A 20,004-nucleotide genomic window follows, 5' to 3' on the forward strand; every position below is an offset into this window, starting at 1 on the left:
ATTAGCTGTGAATGTCGTGCCGCCATTTGAATAACGGACCGCCCGAGGCAGGAAACAATTGCGAATTCTCGGCCGATGAGTTGCGCGGGAAGCTCGTTTTGAGCAACACTGGGCGCGGTTGATCGGATGAACTCGCCGATCAGTTCTGGTCAGGAGCGGATATGGCGCGGCAGGTCATCACAACACTGATCGACGATCTGGACGGAAAGAAGGCCGATCGCACCGTCGAGTTCAGTCTGGACGGTATTAACTACACGATCGACCTTTCCGAGGCCAATGCGGGGAAGCTCCGTAAGGCCCTCGACCCGTACATCAGCGCGGGAACCCGTCTCGGTCGCAGTGCCCCGCGGATCAACGGCCGTCGCGGCCTTCCGGGACGCACTGCGAGCTCACGCGACGAGAACCGCTCGATCCGTGAGTGGGCGCAAGCGAACGGTCACCAGATTTCCGAACGCGGTCGCATTCCGCAGTCGGTGACCGACGCATACCGCCTGGCCCACTAACTACCAAGGGCACGGTTTCAGATTCGGCGGAGCGACTCCAGTCGCTCCGCCACTGTTTCCAGGACCTTTTCGTCGCCGGCGTACCAGCTGGACGCCCGGGGCCAATGGGTGATCGCGTCGGTGAAGCCAAGGGCGGATGCGCGGCCGATCGCGTCGGTGAACGCATCAACGCTGGTCATCGAATAGAGCGGGGCCGAGTCGAGGTTCAGATAGCGCGGGATCGCGTCCGGTGCGCGGCCGGCCGCGCTCAGTGATTCCTCGAATCGGGTGACGATCGCGGCCACCGCCTGCCACCAGGACTCGAGATCGTCGGCCGCTGGGCCGGTGGTGACCCAGCCGTCGCCGTGCCGGGCCGCCAGCCGCAGCGCGCGCGGCCCGTTCGCCGCCACCACGAACGGCGGGCGCGGCTGCTGGACCGGTCCAGGGGTGCTGCGCGCGTCGATCGCGGTGTAGAACTCGCCGCGGTGCGTGGTGGCCGGATTGGTCAGGATCGTGCCGAGCAGGTCGAGGAACTCGGTGAACCGGTCGATCCGGCGGCCCGGGGTGAACTCCGGTTCGCCGAAGACCGCCGAGTCGAAGCCGGTGCCGCCGGCGCCCAGGCCGAGCAGCAGCCGGCCGCCGGAGATGTCGTCGAGCGCGGTCACCTCGCGGGCGAAGTGCACCGGGTGCCGGAAGTTCGGTGACGCCACGTAGGTGCCCAGCTTGATCGTGCTGGTCACGCCGGCCGCCGCGGTCAGCGTCGGCACCGCGTCGAACCACGGGCCGTCGACGAGGTCGCGCCAGCCCAGATGGTCGTAGGTCCAGGCGTGGTCGAAGCCGTATTCCTCGGCGCGCTGCCATCGCCGCGAGGCGACGGACCAGCGCTGGTCGGGAAGGATCACGATGCCGATGCGCATGACCGGCACGCTATCTCAGGCGGTGCGCAGATCCTCGCCGGCGTCGTCCCGGTCGGGGTCGGTGGCCTCGGCGAACGCGGTCAGCGAATGGACCAGCTCCTGCCGGACGGCGGCGGGCATCCGCTCCAGCACCGTGGCGAGCGCCCGGCGGCGGCGGCTGCGCAACTCGTCGAGCAGCCGCTGGGCGGCCGGGGTCATCATCAGCCGGACCTCGCGCCGGTCACGCGGGTCGGGCACCCGGCGGAGCAGGCCGTTCGCCTCGAGGCGGTCGCACAGCCGGCTTGCCGACGAGGGCACCACCTCGAGGGTCTCGGCCAAGCGGCTCATGTTGGTGTGCCGGTTGCTGGCGACGATCGTCAGCACGCGTAGCTGCGCCGGCGGAACCGCGGGCGCCTGGGCGTCGAGCACGGACAAGAGCGACTCGGCCGCTGATTCGACGGCGGCAGCGACGTCGGCGACCCGGTCGTCCATGTCGGTAAGTCCCTGTTCTGCGGGTGCCTCATGCTGGTGGGACTGCCCACTACCCGCGCCGGTACCAAGTTATTCCGGTTGATCAAGCCAATCCAAGCAGACGATCACGGCGTCGTCGTCCGGGTCAATATCCGCGTGATATTCGCGCAGTGCCCGCAGCACGGTTCCGACCGCCTCCGACGGGGGCTGGAGGCGGGTCCGGCGCAGGCCGGTGAGCAGCGAGGAGGCGCCGTACTGGGGGCGTCCGCCGGGGGCTGCGGCGTGCACGCCGTCGCTGACCACGAGCAGCCGGTCACCCGGTTCGAGCTGGAACTTCTGAATCTCGTAGCGGGTGTCGCCGAACATGCCCAGCGGCAGTTGCTGCTCCAGGGTGATCTGCCGGATCTCGCCCGCCTTGGCGATCATCGCGCGGGGTGAGCCGGCGTCGACCGCCTCGACCGAGCCGGTCGAGAGGTCGATCTCCAGCAGCAGCGTCGCCACGTGCGCGTTGCCGCCGTGCCGCGCGTAGACCGCGTCGGAGGCCAGTTCGGCCTGCTCGACGATGTTGGCCCCGGAGCGGCGGGCGTTGCGCATGGCGTTGACCGCCATGGTGGTCAACAGGGTCGCCTCGAGTCCGTCGCCGTGGCCGTTGAGCACGGTGAGAGTCAGCCGGTCGCCGGTGACCGCCCAGTCGTAATGGTCGCCGTAGACGGCGTACGCCGGTTCGAGCGCGCCGGCCAGCCGGAACCGCTCGCCGTCGAGCGAGCGCCCGGGCAGCAGGTCCCACTGCAGCTCGGCGGCCATGGTCAGCCGCTGCTTGCGGCGTACCTGGTGGTAGCGATCGGTGTCGCGGTCCGCGGTGCGCAGTGCCAGGGCGAGCTCGCCCGCGAACGTGGTCAGCTCGGCGGTGAGCTCGCGGGCCGGCTCGAGCCGGGTCTCGATCCGCAGCACCCCGAGCCGATCACCCCAGACGGTGAGGGGAAGCAGCAGCCGGGTCCCGCCGTCGGCCCGGGGTTCGACCACCGGTTGCTGGCTGCCGAAGCAGCGCTGTTCGAGCGGGCCGCCGGCCGGGCCCTCGGGGTCGAGCACCGGCCGCAGCACGGATCGGCTCAGGTCGCTGAGCAGCACCTCGACGCTGTCGGCGGCGTAGCGGGTGTGCAGATGTTCGGCGAAGACCTCGGGAAGGCGATCGGGTGGCGTCGCTCGCAGCAGCGCGCCTACCGATGCTGGGCCGTCGGACACTCGATCTCCTTTCGTGATCAGCAATAGTTGCTGAACGGCAAGCATGATAGGTGCCTCGTCCAGCGCGGGAATGTCGAGGGTCAGGCGAACGACTTCTCGAAATGGATCAAGCTGCCCCGCCGGGGCGAGGAGTGCATCCGCACGTTCTCGGCGAGCGCCTTGATCAGGAAAAGACCGCGGCCGCGCTCGTTGTCCGCGCCTGGCCGGCCGACCGACTCGGGGTCGAAACCGGCCCCCTCGTCGCGCACGTCGATCGCGCAGTGATCGTCCGCCACCTCGAGCCGCACCTCGAACTTCTCGGTGCCGTCCGCGTGGTCGACCACGTTGGCGCAGGCCTCGGTGATCGCGATCTCCAGATCGGCCCCGTACTGGCTGTCCACCTGCAGAGAGGCGAGGGCGCAGCGCAGCAGCCGCCGCACGGCCGGCACGCTGCCGGTCTCACGCGGGAGATCCACCTGGACTGTCATGCGCATGCGTTCTTCAGTGCCCGGAGTCCGGCGAGGCTAATCCCGGCGGGCTCATCCGGCTGCCACCGGAAAACGTGTTATTGGTTGACCGCTCGTGCGTCCCCCTACAGTCGGCCGGCAATCGCGGCCGGGACGCACGACGAGAGGTAGGAACATGGCGGACCAACCCGACATCGCGACGGTCATCGCGGCCCGTGCCGGTGACCCGGCCGCGGTCGACCGGCTCGTCGCGGGTTACCTTCCGCTGGTCTACACGATCGTCGGCCGGGCCCTCGAGGGGCACGCCGACGTCGACGACGTGGTGCAGGAGGTCATGCTCCGGGTACTGCGCAACCTGGGGGACCTGCGCGAGCCCGAGTCGTTCCGGTCATGGCTGGTGGCGATCACGGTGCGCCAGGTGCGGGAGCGGTTCCGCTCCCGGCGCGGCGCCCCCGACGCGTTGGTGCACGAGGACGTACGCGACCCCGGGGCCGACTTCACCGACCTGGCGATCACCCGCCTCGAGTTGTCCGGGCAGCGCCGGGAGACCGCCGAGGCGACCCGCTGGCTCGACGAGGAGAACCGCGAGCTGCTGTCGCTGTGGTGGCTGGAGGCCTCCGGCGAGCTGACCCGCGACGAGATCGTCGAGGCCACCGAGGTGAGCCGGCAGCACGCGGCGGTGCGCATCCAGCGGATGAAGGGCCAGCTCGAGACGGCCCGGGTGGTGGTGCGGGCGCTGCACGCCCAGCCGCCCTGCACCGAACTTCGGCTGATCACGGTGCCCTGGGACGGGGTGCCGGGCGCGCTGTGGCGCAAGCGGATCGCCCGGCACGCCCGGGACTGCACGGTGTGCGCCCCGGCCTGGAACAACCTGGTCGCGGCCGAGCGGTTGCTGGCCGGCATGGCGCTCGTGCCGCTGCCGGCCGTGCTGACCGGCAAGATCGCGGCGGCGGGCGGGGCGGGCGGGGCGGTGGTCGGCAAGTCGGCCGCCGGCGGCGCCCACCTCGCTGCCAAGATCGGGTTCGGGGTGTCGCAGAAGGTGCTGACCGCGGCGCTGTCCACCGTCGCGGTGGCGGGCGCGGCCACGGCCGTGGTGGTCATCCGGCAGGACCCGCCGCCGGCCACGCCGACGGTCGCCGTTCTCGCGACCCGGCCGAGCCCTCCCACCCGCACCCCGGCAAGCGCGAGCCCGGCCCCCGCGTCGCCGTCGCCGGCCCCGTCGGCCTCGCCGTCGAAGACCTCGAAGAAGCCGGTGGTGATCACCGCCAAGGCGAGCAGGAAGAAGGGCGTCGGGGTCTGGAAGTTCACCGGGCTCAAGGACGCGCTCGCGGACGTCGGCGCCGGTTGGTACTACAACTGGGCGCCCGCCAACAACGACGTTCCCGGGCCGGCCGGGGTCGAGTTCGTGCCGATGATCTGGGGCAAGGCCGACGCCACCGACGCCACCATCGCGAAGGCCGGTAGGGAGAGCGAGGGCGAACTGCTCGGCTTCAACGAGCCGGACATGTCGGGGCAGGCCAACATGAGCGTCGAGGACGCGTTGGCGGCGTGGCCCAAGCTCCAGGCGACCGGCTTGCGCCTCGGTTCACCGGCGGTCGCGTACGGCGGGGACACCGCCGGCGGGTGGCTGGACCGGTTCATGAGCGGCGCCGAGAACAAGGGCTACCGGGTGGATTTCATCACCCTGCATTGGTACGGAAGTGACTTCGGCGCCGCCGCGGTCGGCCAATTCCTGGGGTACGTGGACGCCGTGCACAAGCGCTACCACAAGCCGATCTGGATCACCGAGTACGGCCTGATGAACTTCTCCGGATCGCCGAAGTACCCGTCCGACGCCCAGAAAGTCGCGTTCATCAACGGCACCACCAAGGGCCTGCAGAGCCGGTCGTACGTCGAGCGCTACGCCTGGTTCGGATTGCCGGCCGTGGGCGACAGCGTCGACTTCGGGCTCTACAAGGACGGAGATTCGCCGACGGCAGCGGGGCAGGCGTACAAGGCGGCGGGTTAGATTCGAGGCATGATTCGGTTCGGGTACAAGGCCTCGGCGGAACAGTTCGCCCCGGCGGAACTCTTGAAGTACGGCGTGCTGGCCGAGGAGCTCGGTTTCGACTCGGTCTTCACCTCCGACCACCTGCAGCCGTGGCGGCATGACGACGGGCACGCGCCGGCCGCCCTGCCGTGGCTCGGCGCCCTCGCCGCCCGTACCGAGCGGGTGCTGATCGGCACGAGCGTGCTCACCCCGACGTTCCGTTATCACCCGGCCGTGGTGGCCCAGGCGTTCGCGACGCTCGGCCTGCTCGCACCGGGCCGGGTGGTGCTCGGGGTCGGCTCCGGTGAGTCGCTCAACGAGGTGCCGCTGGGCATCCCGTGGCCGGACGGCAAGGAGCGGTTCGCCCGGCTCAAGGAGGCGGTGCTGCTGATCCAGAAGTTGTGGCGGGAGGACCGGGTGACCTCCGAGGGGCAGTTCTACAAGGTCGAGAACGCCACGATCTATGACAAGCCGGAGACGCCCGTCCCGATCTACATCGGCGCGTCCGGCCCGGCCGCCACCAGGCTGGCCGGTCGCATCTCCGACGGCTTCATCACGACCAGCGGCAAGGGCGCCGAACTCTACACCGAGACGCTGCTGCCGGCCGTGCGCGAGGGCGCCGAGAAGGCCGGTCGCCAGATCGACGACCTGGACCTGCTGATCGAGGTCAAGGTGTCGTTCGACGACGATCTCCAGCAGGCGCGCGAGAACACCCGCTACTGGGGTGCGCTGGCGCTCACGCCGGACGAGAAGACCGGCGTCGAGGACCCGATCGAGATGCAGCGGCTGTCCGACGCGCTGCCGGTCGAGCGCACCGAGACCCGCTGGATCTGCTCGTCCGACCCGGAGGAGCACGCCACCCGGATCGCCGAATACCTGGACATGGGCTTCAAGCACCTGGTGTTCCACGCGCCGGGACCCGACCAGGAGCGCTTCCTGCGGCTGTACTCCGAGCAGATCCTGCCGCGGCTGCGGGAGCGTTCGGCCTAGGGCTCCCGCGGGACCGGGCGCAGCCGCCCGCTCCGCGGACCGCCGGTGCCCTCACCGTTTATCAGCCGCAGGTCGGGGCGCTGGCGGTAGATCTCCAGCCGCCGGCGCTGGTCGCCGACCTCGCGCGACTGCGGCTTGAGGATGGCCTTGGTCGGCGGCTGGAAGAGCGGCGCCTCGAGCATGCGCGGGTTGACGTCGGCGCGGCCGGGGTGGCTCGGTTGCCAGTCGTGCGGTTGGCTGGGGCCGATCGGCCGGGTCGACGTGTGCGGCTTCAGGTTCTCCCCGACGCGCCACAGGTCGCGGCCGGGCGACGGGCGGCGGCGCGGCGGGCCCCACAGCGGCTCGCCGGTCTCCTGCCGGTTCGACTGCGGCCAGGCCGGCCGCACCGCGACGGTCGGCGCGTCCGGATCGACGGCGGCGACGTGCCGGCCGTGGCGCATCCGGTATTCCGCCGTGATGACTTTGACCCACCGGCGCAGGCCGGCCCGCTCGGCGCGGCTGATCCGGGGATAGGCGACGCTGCCCACCTCGGCCACCCGCAGGCCGCGGGCCGCCGGGCGGACCGCCAGCAGTGGCTGGATCTCCGGGCCGTCGCCCCACGCGTGGTCGTGCCGGGCGGACGGGTCGGGCAGGTCCAGGCGTTCGATGGCGTCCCTCCAGAAGGCCGCGTAGCCGAAACCGGGGTCGGTGCGCATGGTGCCGAACAGCGCGTTGACGACCCAGATCAGAAGCTGGTCGATCCATCGGCGGAAACGCCCGCCGGTGAGGTCCCGGCCGCCGGGGCGGTAGCGGGAGCCGAGCGCGATGTCGGCGCCACCGGTCAGGGCGGCCACGTAGTTGGGGATCTCGCCGGGGTCGGTCGAGCCGTCCCCGTTGAGCGTCACCACGACCTCGCCGCTACTCGCGGCAACCCCGCTGGCCAGGGCGTTTCCCGAACCCGAACGGCCGGGGCGGATCACCATCGCGTCGGGACGGGCGGAGCGTACGGCGGCCGCGGTGTCCCCGGCCGGGCCGGCACTGACCACGATGACCTCGTCGACCGGGGGCAGACCGCGCAGCATCAACGCCAGGCCGCCAGGATCGCGCACCGCGATTACCACACTTACGGAGGGTGACGGTCGGCGATGACGGCTCGTCGCTGGGTTGAGCGGCGAAGGAGGCATGGCGGTGCTCCTTACGATGACTGCTGATCTTCGAAGCTACCGGTCGGCAACCGAACCGCAACTCATCGGAACGGTGGAGACGGTCCTGTCGCGGGGACCGAACCGGACTCCGAACGTTGACTACGGAGCGTGCTAAGAAATTGCACCGCTACTGTGCGTACAAGTTTGCGGTAGGGTTTTCCACGTGAAACTCGGCCTGCACATATCGAACTTCAGCTGGCCCGAAGGCGCCCCCCGACTCGGTGCGGTGCTCGCCGATGTCGCGTCGGCCGCCGACGAGGCCGGTTTCGAGCGCATCTCGGTGATGGACCACGTCTGGCAGATCGGGGTCAACGGGCCGCCCGAGATGGACATGCTCGAGGCCTACACGACCCTCGGCTACCTCGCCGCGCACACCCGCAACGCGAAGCTGCTCACCCTGGTCACCGGCGTCTCCTACCGGGATCCGGGCCTGCTCGCCAAGGCCGTCACCACCCTCGACGTACTCTCCGGCGGCCGGGCCATCCTCGGCCTCGGCGCCGCCTGGAACGAGGAGGAGTCGCGCGGCCTGGGGCTGTTCTTCCCGCCGACCAAGGAGCGGTTCGAGCGGCTCGAGGAGACGCTGCGGATCTGCCGGCAGATGTTCGACGGCGACGAGAGCGCGTTCGACGGCAAGCACTACCAGCTCGGCCGCCTGCTCAACGTGCCGGCGCCGCTGGCCCGGCCACGGGTGCCGATCCTGATCGGCGGCGGGGGCGAGAAGAAGACGCTGCTGTACGTCGCGAAGTACGCCGACGCCACCAACCTGTTCCCCGGCCCCGACGTGCAGCACAAGCTCGACGTGCTCAAGCAGCACTGCGTGGACGTCGGGCGCGACTACGACGAGATCCAGAAGACCGTGCTCTACCGCTTCGACCTCGGCACCCAGACCGTCGGCCAGATCGTCGAGGACCTGCGCGGCCTCGCCGCGATGGGCTTCACCGTCGCCCACGGCGGCCTGCGCAACGTGTACGACGTGGCGCAGTTCGAGGTGTTCCGGAACGAGATCGTCCCCGCGGTCGAGGCGCTGTGAGCATCCAGGCCGTCGTGTTCGACCTCGACGGGGTGATCATCGACTCCGAGGAGGTCTGGGAAGAGGTCCGCCGGGGTTACGTCGCCTCGTTCGACCGCTCCTTCCGGCCCGACTCGCAGGACCGGATGATGGGGATGAACACCCAGGAATGGTCCACCCACCTGGCCGAGGAGGTCGGGGTTCCCCGCACCCCGGCCCAGGTCGCCGACGACGTGCTGAGCCGGATGGCCGCGCGCTACCGCGACGACCTGCCCCTCATCCCGGGCTCGGTGGAGTCGGTGCGCCGGATCGCCGCCCGTTTTCCGGTCGCGCTGGCCAGTTCCTCCGCCCGCCTGCTGATCGACCAGGTGCTCGCCGGTGCCGGTCTCACGTCGGTGTTCCAGGTGACGCTGTCGACCGAGGAGGTGGCGCGAGGCAAGCCGTACCCCGACGTCTATCTGGCCGCCGCCGAGAAGCTGGGCCTGGCCCCGGTCGACTGCGCGGCGGTCGAGGACTCCAGCAACGGGCTGCGCTCGGCCGGTGCGGCCGGGCTCGCGGTCGTCGCCGTCCCGCACGGCGTCTATCCGCCCGCCCCCGACGCGCTGGCGCTGGCAGGCCTCGTCGTGTCGGATTTGCGCGAGCTGACCGTGGAAGCCATCGATAGGCTCCGTTGATGGGGGTCTTCCGGTCGGCCGCGGGTACCGAATTGCACTACGAGTTGCGCGGGACCGGGCCGCTGCTCGTCTGCCATCCCGGCGGTCCCGGGCGCCCCGCGGCCTACCTCGACGATCTCGGTGGGGTCGCCCGCACCCTCGTGCTGCTCGATCCGCGGGGCACCGGGTCGTCCGAGCCGGCCCCGCCGTGCTCGTTCAACGACCTGGCGGACGATCTCGAACTGCTTCGGCTGCACCTGGGCGCGGAACGGCTCGACGTGCTCGGTCACTCGGCGGGCGCCTGGCCGGTGCTGGCCTACGCGGCCCGGCATCCGGCCCGGGTCGCCCGGCTGGTGCTGCTCACCCCGTCGCGGATCCCGATCCCGCGGGGCGCCGACGAACCCAGCCGGGACGAACTGGCGAAGCGCTGGTTCTCGGCCGAGCCGTGGTACCCGGCGGCGAAGGCGGCGGTGGACGCCGACGAGTGGCCGGCCGGCGCTCCGATCGTCTACGCCGCCGACAGCGCGGCGGTGCGGGCACACGCGTCCCGCCCGGAGGTGACGGCCGAGGACGACGAATACTGGTCGGCCGAGCTCGACCCGGAGGACCTGGCCGCGGTCGGCGTCCCGGTGACCATCGTCGCCGCCGACCGGGACGTGGTGACCGGGTTGGCCGCCCCGCACGTTTTCGCCGACTGGCTGGCGAACGCGTCGATCATCTGGCTCCCGGACGCGGGCCACTTCCCCTGGGTCACCCACCCGGAGCTGAGCCGGGCGGCCGTCGACGAGGCCCTGGCCGGCTGAGGCAGTCGAGTCACCGGCGGGCCGCGTCGCATTCGAGCCACTCATTTCGGGCGTTCTCCGATAGTTGTGGCCATACCGGTTCGCCACCGCAGTTCATGGCCCCGGCCGAGCTGATCTGATCGTTCGCCGTCCGGAAGTTCCGGACCGGGCGCGGAAGTTGTCAGGACCGGTTCGCGACCCGGCGCGCCCCAGGTCAGACCGGCTCCCGGGAAAATGGGGAATTGACCCGCCGACACCCGGCCCGCTATTTTTCTGATTGTCGAAACAGGTTCCCGGCGCGCCATTGAATTCAATTCCGCCGGCCCGGCCCGGCGGTCACGACAATGGTGGCCGAATATCCACATCGGCCGGTCGGCGTTACCGCGCTCGGTGTCGACGCCGTCCCGGGGCGGTGACCGGCGGCCGCACCCGGCGCGCCCGGTGCCCGGCCGCAGGGCCGGGAGCACGGGTTTTGTGATGCCACCGGCTCGGCCGGGGCGGTGGGAGAAGTTTTTCTTTGGTTTCTTTTAAATCCGTTACAGGTGCGGGCCCGGCCGGGTCGTGCGTTTTTTCGCTTCACAATGCTTACAGTTGATTTATTGCCGCCGACGAGGTTGAGTGGTGATCACAAGTGAATTGGCGTCCGGGACTTGAGATGTATCGCGTCCTGTGCAACTCTGGCGGAGCAATTTTTTGGGAGCGCTCCCACGGATCTTTCGTGGAGCGTCCGCGGTGCGCACTCCCAATCGCCCACGTCGAGAGGCAACATCACATGACAGCCCCGGAACGCCCACCCGGATCAGGTAAACCCGCCCGCCGCCGGACCACGTTGCTGGCCGCGGGCATCGCCGGTCTCGTCGCCGCCGGGTTGGGCGTCGCCTACACCCAGTCCGCCGAGGCGGCCACGACGCTCGGCGCGTCGGCCGCACAGTCCGGCCGGTACTTCGGCGTAGCCATCGCCGCTTCGAAGCTCGGCAACGCCACGTACGCCAAGCTCGTCAAGACGGAGTTCAACGCCGTCACGCCCGAGAACGAGATGAAGTGGGACGCCACCGAGCCGTCCCCGGGCAACTTCAACTACACCGCCGGTGACAAGATCCTCGCCCAGGGCCAGTCCAACGGCTCGAAGATCCGCGGCCACGCCCTGCTGTGGTACCAGCAGCAGCCGTCGTGGGCCAAGTCGATGTCGGGTTCCGCGCTGCGCAGCGCGATGATGAACCACGTCACCAAGGTCGCGACCCACTACAAGGGCAAGATCTATGCGTGGGACGTGGTGAACGAGGCGTTCGCCGACGGTGGTAGTGGTGCGCGGCGTGACTCGAACTTGCAGCGGACGGGTAACGACTGGATCGAGGCGGCGTTCAAGGCGGCTCGGGCGGCGGACCCGAATGCGAAGTTGTGTTACAACGACTACAACACCGACGGGGTGAATGCGAAGTCGACCGGTGTGTACAACATGGTCAAGGACTTCAAGGCGCGTGGGGTGCCGATCGACTGTGTCGGTTTCCAGTCGCACCTGGGTACGAGCATTCCGGGTGACTACCAGTCGAACCTCAAGCGGTTCGCCGATCTGGGCGTCGACGTGCAGATCACCGAGTTGGACGTGGCGCAGGGTGGTAACCAGGCCAACATCTACTCGACCGTGACGAAGGCCTGCCTGGCCGTGTCGCGATGCAAGGGCATCACGGTCTGGGGCGTCCGCGACAGCGACTCGTGGCGCACCGGCGAGAACCCGCTGCTGTTCGACAACTCGGGCAACAAGAAGGCCGCCTACAACTCCGTGTACAAGGCTCTCAACGCCGGCGGCACGGCCGCGGCGGCGACCACGTCGGCGGCCGGCGGAACCGCGGCGGCCTGCGCGCTGCCGTCGTCCTACCGGTGGAGCTCGACCGGCGCGCTGGCCACCCCGAAGTCGGGCTGGGTGTCGCTCAAGGACTTCACCACGGTGCCCTACAACGGCAAGCAGCTCGTCTACGCCACCACCCACGACACCGGCTCCAGCTGGGGCTCGATGAACTTCGGCCTGTTCACCAACTGGTCGGACATGGGCTCGGCCAGCCAGAACAAGATGAACAGCGGCACCGTCGCGCCGACCCTGTTCTACTTCGCGCCGAAGAAGATCTGGGTGCTGACCTACCAGTGGGGCGGAAGCGCGTTCTCCTACCGCACCTCCAGCGACCCCACCAACGCCAACGGCTGGTCGGCGGCGAAGCCGCTGTTCACCGGCAGCGTCACCGGTTCCGGCACCGGCCCGATCGACCAGACGGTCATCGGTGACAGCCAGAACATGTACCTGTTCTTCGCCGGGGACAACGGCAAGATCTACCGGGCCAGCATGCCGATCGGGAACTTCCCCGGCAGCTTCGGCTCCAGCTACACGACGATCATGAGCGACACCCAGAACAAGCTGTTCGAGGCGCCGCAGGTCTACAAGGTCGCCGGACAGAACCAGTACCTGATGATCGTCGAGGCGGTCGGGTCGAACGGGCGTTACTTCCGGTCGTTCACCGCCACCAGCCTCAACGGTTCCTGGACGCCGCAGGCCGCCACCGAGAGCAACCCGTTCGCGGGCAAGGCCAACAGCGGTGCCGGTTGGACCAACGACATCAGCCACGGTGAGCTGGTGCGCACCACCGCCGACCAGACCTTCACGGTCGACGCCTGCAACCTGCAGCTGCTCTACCAGGGCCGGTCGCCCAGCTCCGGCGGGGACTACGGCAAGCTGCCGTACCGTCCGGGCCTGCTGACCCGCCAGCGTTAGTACGGCGACGGCGGGCGCGGCACCACCGGGCCCGCCGTCCCGGCCGTACCCCTCAAGCTTTTCCGGGTTGGGGAGCCGCAGCACCGACGTAGTCCGGCAGGACCACGTCGGTGCTGCGGTCGTTTGCGATCTTGAAGGTCAGGTCGAGGAACCACTTGCGGTTGTTGAGGTAGTTGCGCAGCCGGATACCGGTGGCCGATCTGGGCGCCAGGAACATGCCGGTGGTGTCGCCGCCCTTCTGGGTGCCCCGGGCGAACTTGCCGATCCGCTTCTCGTAGGCCGGGAACGCCACCCGGTGATCGCCGCCGGCCGCGGCCAGTTCGCCGGCCAGCACGTAGGCCGAGACGACCGCCGTGCCGTTGCCCTGACCGCCGATCGTCGCACCGCAGGCGGCATCGCCGACCAGGGCGATGCGGCCCTTCGTCCACGCCGGGTTGTCGACCCGGCAGATCTGGTCGAAGTAGAAGTCCTCGGCCGTGGCGAGGCCGTCGAGCAGGCGCGGGGCCAGCCACCCCAGGTCCGCGAACCGGTCGCGCACGATCCGCTGCTGGGCCGCCCGGTCGTGCCGGTCGTAACTCAGGGCGGGGGAGGCGAAGACCGCGAAGGCGCTCGCGCGGGCCGGGTCGCGGTGGTTGCCGCCGACGCTGAGCATCCGGCCGGGCCGGTTGTGCAGCAGGCTGTCCCGGGTCAGGCCCCACTCGTTCGGCACGTCCCAGCCGGCGACGTGATAGCCGAGGTGCTTCACGAACCGCTCCTCCGGGCCGAACGCCAGCCGGCGCACCCCGGAGTGCACGCCGTCGGCGCCGATCACCAGGTCGAAGCGGCGTGACCGGCTGCTCGCGAACGTCACGCCGACCCCGTCGGCCGTCTCCCGCAGCTCGGTGATCTTGTCGCCGAACAGGTATTCGGTGTTGTCCGAGGCGTCGCAGAGGATGCGGGCCAGGTCACCACGCAGCACCTCGAGGTCGCCGCCGGCCAGCCCGGCCGGCCACTCCATCAGCCGCGCGCCGGCCTCGTCGACGAAGCGCATCGCGGTGCCGCCGGTCTGCACCGCGCGCAGGGCCGGCAGCACACCCATCCGGTCGAGCACCCCCATGTGCAGCGGGCCGCGGAAGTCGACCGCGTTGCCGCCGGTGCGCAGGGCCGGCGCGACCTCGACGACGGTCGGCCGGAAACCGAAGCGGTCGAGCCAGTAGGCGAGGGCCGGGCCGGCGATGCTCGCGCCCGAGACAAGGATGTCCATAACTGTGTCCTCCGTACTCAATTATTTCTGTGTACGGTAGACGCTGTTTGGAGGGGTGGCAAGATGACGATGGATTTCCTGTGGCACGAGCGACCGAAGCCGGCTCGCGGCCCGAAGGCCGCCCTGACACCGGCGCAGATCACCGACGTCGCGATCGCGATCGCCGACGCCGAGGGATTGGGCGGGTTGTCGATGCAGCGAGTGGCGGCCGAGCTCGGCTACACGAAGATGTCGCTCTACCGCTACTTTCCCGATAAGTCGGAAATGGTGGCGGCGATGCTGGAGCGGGCCATCGGTACCCCACCCGAATTGTCCGAAGCGCCCGACACAGGCTGGCGCACGGCGCTGACCGGCTGGGCGACCGAGCTCCTGTCGCGCTATCTCGCGCACGCCTGGGCGCTCGAGGCGAGTGTCGGCGACCGCCCGATCGGGCCGCACGAGCTGGGCTGGATGGAAGTGGCGCTCAAGGTGCTCCCGGGTGCCCTGAGCGGCGGCGAGCGGATGGACGCCGTCGCCACCGTCGCCGGTCACGTGCGGGCCATCGCGAGCCAGAAGGGCGGCGAGGCGCAGCTGATCCAGGCGATGGGTCTGGTCCTGCGGGAGCATGCCGACCGCTTCCCGGCGGTGGCCGCCGCGATGGCCGACCCGGGTGTGCCGGACCAGGCGTTCGGTTTCGGTCTGGAGCGGATCCTGGACGGCCTGGAGGTGCTACTGCGAAGAAGGGTGTGAAAGAGATTCAGGTGGGGTATCCGAGGCCGACTCAGCCTTGGAGGTGGCCCGTGGTAATAGCGGCGAGCGGATTAAGACTCGACCTGGACATCTTCGATTACCTGATCCTCGCGCTCTACTTCGTCACCGTCCTGGGCATCGGTTTCGCGGCCCGCGCGGCGATCAAGACGAGCGCCGACTTCTTCCTCTCCGGCCGCTCGATGCCGGCCTGGGTGACCGGACTCGCGTTCGTCTCGGCGAACCTCGGTGCCCTCGAGATCCTCGGAATGGCCGCCAACGGCGCCCAGTACGGTCTGATGACCCTGCACTACTACTGGATCGGCGCGGTCCCCGCGATGGTCTTCCTGGGCATCGTGATGATGCCCTTCTACTACGGCTCCAAGGTGCGCAGCGTCCCCGAGTTCCTGCGGCGCCGCTTCAACAACAGCACGCACCTGTTCAACGCGATCAGCTTCGCGGTCGCCCAGATGCTCATCGCCGGCGTCAACCTGTTCGCGCTGGCACTGATCCTGCAGGCGCTGCTCGGCTGGCCGCTGTGGCTGTCGATCGTGATCGGCGCCGCGATCGTGCTGATCTACATCACGGTCGGCGGTCTGTCCTCGGCGATCTACAACGAGGTGCTGCAGTTCTTCGTGATCCTGGCGGGCCTCATCCCGATCACGATCGTCGGCCTGGTCAAGGTCGGCGGCTGGAACGGCCTGGTCGACAAGGTGCGGGACACCAAGCTCGGCGACGCCGCCCTGCACACCTTCTCGAACACGGCGACCAGCGACAACCCGCTCGGTGCCAACTGGATCGGCATCATCTTCGGCCTCGGCTTCGTGCTGTCGTTCGGCTACTGGACGACCAACTTCGCCGAGGTGCAGCGGGCGCTCTCGGCGAAGGACATGAGCGCGGCCCGGCGTACGCCGATCATCGGGGCCTTCCCGAAGTTGCTGATCCCCGTCGTGACCGTGGTCCCGGGCCTGATCGCCCTGGTCACCGTGCAGGGGCTGGGTGCCGACAAGGGTGACCTGACCTACAACAACGCGATCCCGCTGCTGATGCGTGACCTGCTGCCGAACGGCGTGCTGGGGGTCGCGGTGACCGGTCTGCTGGCCAGCTTCATGGCCGGCATGGCGGCCAACGTCTCCGGCTTCAACACCGTCTTCACGTACGACATCTGGCAGTCCTACATCCGCAAGGACCGCGACGACGCCTACTACCTCAAGGTCGGGCGGATCGCCACGATCGCGGGTGTGGTCGCCGGCATCGGCACCGCGTTCATCGCGGCCGGCTTCAACAACATCATGAACTACATCCAGGCGCTGTTCTCGCTGTTCAACGCCCCGCTGTTCGCCACCTTCATCGTCGGCATGTTCTGGAAGAGGATGTCGTCCTGGGCCGGCTTCTGGTCGCTGGCCAGCGGCACCGCGGCGGCGCTCGCGCTCTACCTGCTCTACCTGGGCGACGTCGTCAAGTTCAACTCCGACCTGGAGGAGAGCTTCTGGGGAGCCGGTCTGGCATTCGTGACAGCGGTCGTGGTGGCGCTCGTCGTCACCATGTTCACCCCGGCGAAACCCGAGAACGAACTGCGCGGCCTCGTGTACGGGATGGGCGGCAGCAGCACCTCGAGCGAGACGATCATCTCCGGCGAGAAGGTCTGGTGGCGCAACCCGGTGCTGCTCGGCGCGATCGCTGTGGTCCTCGCCGTCCTCCTGTACATCCCGTTCTGGTGAGGGGAGACCTGACATGGCTGACGAAGCGCGAACAAGCAAAGCGGCGAGACTTTTCGACGTACGGCGGGTGATCGGTGGCCTGTTCGTCGTCTACGGGGTGATCGTCACCCTGCTCGGCATCTTCGACAACCAGGCCGAGATCGACAAGGCGCAGGGCGTCCGGATCAACCTCTGGATGGGCCTGGCGATGCTCGTACTCGGCCTGCTCATGCTGTTGTGGTTGAAGTTGAGCCCGCCGGAGGTACCGGAACCGGCTCCGGAGGAGCAAACCTCGGCCGAATGATGGTGTCCGAGGTGTCGGCCGGGTGCGTTCCGGTTGCACAGGTTCCTCATATCTTCGAGTCGGGGCATGCACCGTCCGATACACAAGGCATGGAACCCCTCGCAGCAATCAGCCTCGCCACCACCCGGGGTAGCCGTCCCGCGGGTTGGCAGGCTCAGGTGAGAATCGACTACGCCATCAACAAGGTCGCGCAAACCCACCGAGGTCAATCCGAGGACCAGGTTGCGCAGGCAATCCACGACCAGCTCCGGGCTCTCGGAGTGGTCCCGAACGGACGCCAGGTCGCCCAGTACGCCACGGCCATCTCGGCTCTGCCCCAACTACCGCCGAACAACAAGTGATCACGACGTGACCCGGTCCAAGGGCGGACCGGGTCACGCGTGGTTTCACGGGGCGAAACGAAGGACGCGGTCGTCGCCGTCCCGGGGGTCGCCCCGGCCGTCCCGGTTCGACGTGGTCAGCCAGAGCGCGCCGTCGGGTGCCACCGCGACGGTGCGCAGCCGGCCGTAGGCGCCGGTCAGCTCGGCCTTGGGCGCGCCGCCACCGAGCGGTACCGTCCACAACCGCTCGCCCCGCAGCGCGGCCACGTAAAGGGTGTCACCCGCGATCGCCGCCCCCGACGGTGACGCGTCATCGGTGTGCCACTGCGCGATCGGGTCGACGAAGCGTGCGTCGCCGGCGCGGCCCTCGACGGTCGGCCAGCCGTAGTTCCTGCCCGGCTCGATGACGTTCACCTCGTCCCAGGTGTTCTGGCCGAACTCGATGCCGTACATCTTCTCGTCGGCGCTCCAGGCCAGGCCCTGCACGTTGCGGTGGCCGAGGCTCCAGACCGGCGAGCCCGCCGTCGGGTTGCCCGGGGCCGGCTTGCCGTCGGTGGTGAGCCGCAGGATCTTGCCGTTCGGATCCGTCGCGTTCTGTGATTCGGGCTCGTCCCCGGCATCGCCGGTGCCGACGTAGAGCATGCCGTCCGGCCCGAACGCGAGGCGTCCACCGTTGTGCCGGCCGCCCTTGGTGATCCCCTCGAAGATCACTTTCGGGGACTTGTCGCCGAGCTTGAACTTCACGATCCGGTTGTCGTCGGCGGACGTGAAATAGGCGTACACGAATTGGTTCCGGGCATAGGCCGGGTCGACCGCGAGGCCGAGCAGGCCGCCCTCGCCGCCGGAATCGACGCCCGGCATCTGATAGACCTTCTTCGGATCGCCGCCGCCGACCGGGATCTGCCGGATGTCGCCCTTGTCGCGCTCGCCGACGAGCGCGCTGCCGTCCGGCAGAAACGCCAGCCCCCACGGCACCTCGAGGCCGCTGACCACGGTCTGTGGCTTGGCGAGATCGGGTGCGGCGGGCCGTTCGGCGGCAGCCGAGGCAACGGTGGACGGAGCCGCCGGCACGGTGCTCTCGGCCCGCGGCGCCGGATCTTCCCCGGACGAGCACGCGGCCAGGGCGGCAACACCGGCGCCGGCGAGCAGAAGTCGCGTTCGCATCGTCCAACCGTGCCACGCTCCGGCGAACTTCACCCGTTTCCGAGACCGCTGTTCAAGATCCGTTTCAAGATGGGGCCGCGCGGTGAGGCGGCCGCGCAGGGCGGAGGGGCACGCGGTGCGAGCTTTGGCGCGACCCTTGCGGGCCGCGGTGGTCGCGGTCCTCACACTGCTTGCGTACGCGGTGAGCCCGGCCCAAGCGCAGCCGACACCGCCGCTGCGCATCGCGTGGGCGCCCTGCCCCGAAGATGCCAAGGTCCAGTGCGGGGAGATGAGAGTGCCCGCCGACTGGGCCGACCCGGCCGGCCCCGGCATCCTGCTCACCATCGCCCGGCGGCCCGCCCTCGACCCGGCGCATCGTCTCGGGGCGCTGCTGGTCAACCCGGGCGGGCCGGGCGGGTCCGCGGTGGACTTCACCTTCGACGCCCCCACCTTCTTCGGTGAGCAGGTGCGCAAACAGTTCGACATCGTCGGGATGGACCCGCGCGGCGTCGGGCGCAGCAGTCCCGTGCTCTGCTCCCAGGACCTGATCGACGCCAAGCCGTCCCCCCTCGTCGAGACGGCCGCCCAGTACACCGCCGTGGTCGACTACAACCGCAAGCTGGCCGCCGACTGCGCGGCCCGCACCGGCCCGGTCTTCCCGCACGTCGACACCGCGAGCGTGGTGCGCGACGTCGAAGCGGTGCGGCTCGCCCTCGGTGAACCGCAGATCAACTTCTACGGCGCGTCCTACGGCTCACTGATCGGCGAGATGTACGCCGAGCGTTACCCGACCCGGCTGCGGGCCCTGGTGCTCGACGGGGTGATGGACCACAGCGCCAACGTCGGCACATTCCTGGTGCAGGAGACCGACGCCGCGCAGGACTCGTTCCGCGAATTCGTCGCGTGGTGCGCGCGGGACGCCAAATGCGTGCTGCGCGGGCAGGACATCGACCGGATCTGGGCCGACCTGATGGTCCGGGCCCGAGCCGGGACGTTGCGTAACCCGTACGACAAACTGGCCGCACTGGACCCGGCCGGGCTGGCCCAGGCCGCGTTCTCGGCGTTCTACGAGCCGCAGTGGTATTCCTTCGCCTACTACCTGCGGGACGCGGCCGGCCTCAAAATCAGGCCGAAGATCGCGACGCCGGCGGTGGACATCGCCGACCACAGCTTCCCGGCGGTGATCTGCGCCGACTGGTACCTGCCCATCACCGGTTTCCCCGACCTGCACCGGCGGCTGTCGATCCTGGCCGCACGGGCCCCGCAGATGCTCGCCTCACCGCTCGCCATCCAGGCCACGGTCGACTGCATAGGCTGGCCCAACCCGCCGACCAACCCCCAGCACCGGTTCGTCCCACCCGCCGGCATGCCGGCCGTCCTGCTGATCGGCACCCGGCACGACCCGGCCACCACCTACGTCTGGGCCCAGCGGATGGCCCAGCAACTCGGCCCGAAGGCAAGCCTGCTCACCTACGAGGGCTGGGGCCACGTCAACTACAACCGCAGCCCATGCGTCGCCGCCGCCGCCGACAAATACCTGATTTCCTTGCTCCGCCCCGCCCCCGGCGCCTCCTGCCCGCCGATAGAGCCCCAGCCCTTCGGTGTCGGCTGACCCGCACTCGT

Annotated in this window: 19 protein-coding genes; 12 read left to right on the top strand and 7 right to left on the bottom strand. The window is 69.5% G+C overall.

Features of this window, described 5'->3' with window-relative positions; translation table 11 throughout:
- The first annotated feature begins 161 nt into the window (after positions 1-161).
- Complete coding sequence (locus tag Afe05nite_RS19950; RefSeq protein WP_203818658.1) at positions 162-503, top strand: histone-like nucleoid-structuring protein Lsr2; 342 nt, start codon at positions 162-164, stop codon at positions 501-503.
- Between the two features lie 17 nt (positions 504-520).
- On the opposite strand, the gene Afe05nite_RS19955 is transcribed toward Afe05nite_RS19950, so the two are convergent.
- The 4 genes from Afe05nite_RS19955 to Afe05nite_RS19970 all read right to left on the bottom strand — a co-directional run bounded on the left by Afe05nite_RS19955 (position 521) and on the right by Afe05nite_RS19970 (position 3,558).
- Positions 521-1,399, bottom strand: coding sequence for an LLM class flavin-dependent oxidoreductase (locus Afe05nite_RS19955; protein ID WP_203818659.1), 879 nt, complete (start codon positions 1,397-1,399; stop codon positions 521-523).
- 15 nt (positions 1,400-1,414) lie between these two features.
- Positions 1,415-1,870 carry a MarR family winged helix-turn-helix transcriptional regulator gene (locus Afe05nite_RS19960; protein WP_203818660.1) on the bottom strand — a complete coding sequence of 152 codons (456 nt, stop codon included), beginning with the start codon at positions 1,868-1,870 and terminating at the stop codon, positions 1,415-1,417.
- A 69-nt stretch (positions 1,871-1,939) separates the two neighbouring features.
- A complete protein-coding gene (locus tag Afe05nite_RS19965; RefSeq protein ID WP_239118009.1) occupies positions 1,940-3,091 on the bottom strand; it encodes a PP2C family protein-serine/threonine phosphatase in 1,152 nt (383 codons plus the stop codon).
- Between the two features lie 80 nt (positions 3,092-3,171).
- Positions 3,172-3,558, bottom strand: a complete 387-nt coding sequence (locus Afe05nite_RS19970; RefSeq protein ID WP_239118010.1) for an ATP-binding protein — start codon at positions 3,556-3,558, stop codon at positions 3,172-3,174.
- A gap of 154 nt (positions 3,559-3,712) precedes the next feature.
- On the opposite strand from Afe05nite_RS19970, the gene Afe05nite_RS19975 reads away from it, so the two are divergent.
- Positions 3,713-5,545 carry a sigma-70 family RNA polymerase sigma factor gene (locus tag Afe05nite_RS19975; RefSeq protein ID WP_203818663.1) on the top strand — a complete coding sequence of 611 codons (1,833 nt, stop codon included), beginning with the start codon at positions 3,713-3,715 and terminating at the stop codon, positions 5,543-5,545.
- A gap of 9 nt (positions 5,546-5,554) precedes the next feature.
- Entirely contained in the window at positions 5,555-6,556 is a 1,002-nt protein-coding gene (fgd, locus tag Afe05nite_RS19980; RefSeq protein WP_203818664.1) for a glucose-6-phosphate dehydrogenase (coenzyme-F420), read from the top strand.
- Here the strand turns inward: fgd and Afe05nite_RS19985 are convergent.
- A complete protein-coding gene (locus Afe05nite_RS19985; protein ID WP_203818665.1) occupies positions 6,553-7,644 on the bottom strand; it encodes a glycosyltransferase family 2 protein in 1,092 nt (363 codons plus the stop codon). The genes fgd and Afe05nite_RS19985 overlap by 4 nt on opposite strands.
- Before the next feature lie 259 nt (positions 7,645-7,903).
- On the opposite strand from Afe05nite_RS19985, the gene Afe05nite_RS19990 reads away from it, so the two are divergent.
- The 4 genes from Afe05nite_RS19990 to Afe05nite_RS20005 all read left to right on the top strand — a co-directional run bounded on the left by Afe05nite_RS19990 (position 7,904) and on the right by Afe05nite_RS20005 (position 12,945).
- Positions 7,904-8,770 carry an LLM class F420-dependent oxidoreductase gene (locus Afe05nite_RS19990; RefSeq protein WP_203818666.1) on the top strand — a complete coding sequence of 289 codons (867 nt, stop codon included), beginning with the start codon at positions 7,904-7,906 and terminating at the stop codon, positions 8,768-8,770.
- Positions 8,767-9,423 (top strand): HAD family hydrolase, encoded by a 657-nt coding sequence (locus Afe05nite_RS19995; RefSeq protein ID WP_203818667.1) that lies wholly within the window; start codon positions 8,767-8,769, stop codon positions 9,421-9,423. The genes Afe05nite_RS19990 and Afe05nite_RS19995 overlap by 4 nt, the downstream gene beginning before the upstream one ends.
- Positions 9,423-10,205, top strand: coding sequence for an alpha/beta fold hydrolase (locus tag Afe05nite_RS20000; RefSeq protein WP_203818668.1), 783 nt, complete (start codon positions 9,423-9,425; stop codon positions 10,203-10,205). Before Afe05nite_RS19995 ends, Afe05nite_RS20000 begins: the two co-directional genes overlap by 1 nt.
- A gap of 751 nt (positions 10,206-10,956) precedes the next feature.
- Positions 10,957-12,945 (top strand): non-reducing end alpha-L-arabinofuranosidase family hydrolase, encoded by a 1,989-nt coding sequence (locus tag Afe05nite_RS20005; protein ID WP_203818669.1) that lies wholly within the window; start codon positions 10,957-10,959, stop codon positions 12,943-12,945.
- A 52-nt stretch (positions 12,946-12,997) separates the two neighbouring features.
- Here Afe05nite_RS20005 and Afe05nite_RS20010 read toward each other — a convergent pair whose 3' ends face one another.
- Positions 12,998-14,188, bottom strand: a complete 1,191-nt coding sequence (locus Afe05nite_RS20010) for an FAD-dependent monooxygenase (RefSeq protein ID WP_203818670.1) — start codon at positions 14,186-14,188, stop codon at positions 12,998-13,000.
- Between the two features lie 63 nt (positions 14,189-14,251).
- Here Afe05nite_RS20010 and Afe05nite_RS20015 point away from each other — a divergent pair, with 63 nt between their 5' ends.
- From Afe05nite_RS20015 to Afe05nite_RS20030, 4 genes are all read left to right on the top strand, one after another.
- On the top strand, positions 14,252-14,917 hold the full coding sequence (locus Afe05nite_RS20015) for a TetR/AcrR family transcriptional regulator (protein ID WP_203818671.1): 666 nt from the start codon (positions 14,252-14,254) through the stop codon (positions 14,915-14,917).
- 56 nt (positions 14,918-14,973) lie between these two features.
- Complete coding sequence (locus Afe05nite_RS20020; protein ID WP_203818683.1) at positions 14,974-16,635, top strand: sodium:solute symporter family protein; 1,662 nt, start codon at positions 14,974-14,976, stop codon at positions 16,633-16,635.
- Positions 16,636-16,648: 13 nt separating this feature from the next.
- Positions 16,649-16,918 (top strand): hypothetical protein, encoded by a 270-nt coding sequence (locus Afe05nite_RS20025; RefSeq protein ID WP_203818672.1) that lies wholly within the window; start codon positions 16,649-16,651, stop codon positions 16,916-16,918.
- 158 nt (positions 16,919-17,076) lie between these two features.
- Positions 17,077-17,259, top strand: a complete 183-nt coding sequence (locus Afe05nite_RS20030) for a hypothetical protein (protein WP_203818673.1) — start codon at positions 17,077-17,079, stop codon at positions 17,257-17,259.
- 45 nt (positions 17,260-17,304) lie between these two features.
- Here the strand turns inward: Afe05nite_RS20030 and Afe05nite_RS20035 are convergent, their stop codons facing one another.
- Positions 17,305-18,402: a PQQ-dependent sugar dehydrogenase gene (locus Afe05nite_RS20035; RefSeq protein WP_203818674.1), complete on the bottom strand. Its 1,098-nt coding sequence runs from the start codon at positions 18,400-18,402 to the stop codon at positions 17,305-17,307.
- A gap of 268 nt (positions 18,403-18,670) precedes the next feature.
- Between Afe05nite_RS20035 and Afe05nite_RS20040 the strand changes: the two genes are divergently transcribed.
- Positions 18,671-19,993 carry an alpha/beta hydrolase gene (locus Afe05nite_RS20040; protein WP_239118014.1) on the top strand — a complete coding sequence of 441 codons (1,323 nt, stop codon included), beginning with the start codon at positions 18,671-18,673 and terminating at the stop codon, positions 19,991-19,993.
- The last annotated feature ends 11 nt before the right edge of the window (positions 19,994-20,004 follow it).

The sequence above is a fragment of the Paractinoplanes ferrugineus genome, from assembly GCF_016862195.1.
GTDB lineage: Bacteria > Actinomycetota > Actinomycetes > Mycobacteriales > Micromonosporaceae > Actinoplanes > Actinoplanes ferrugineus.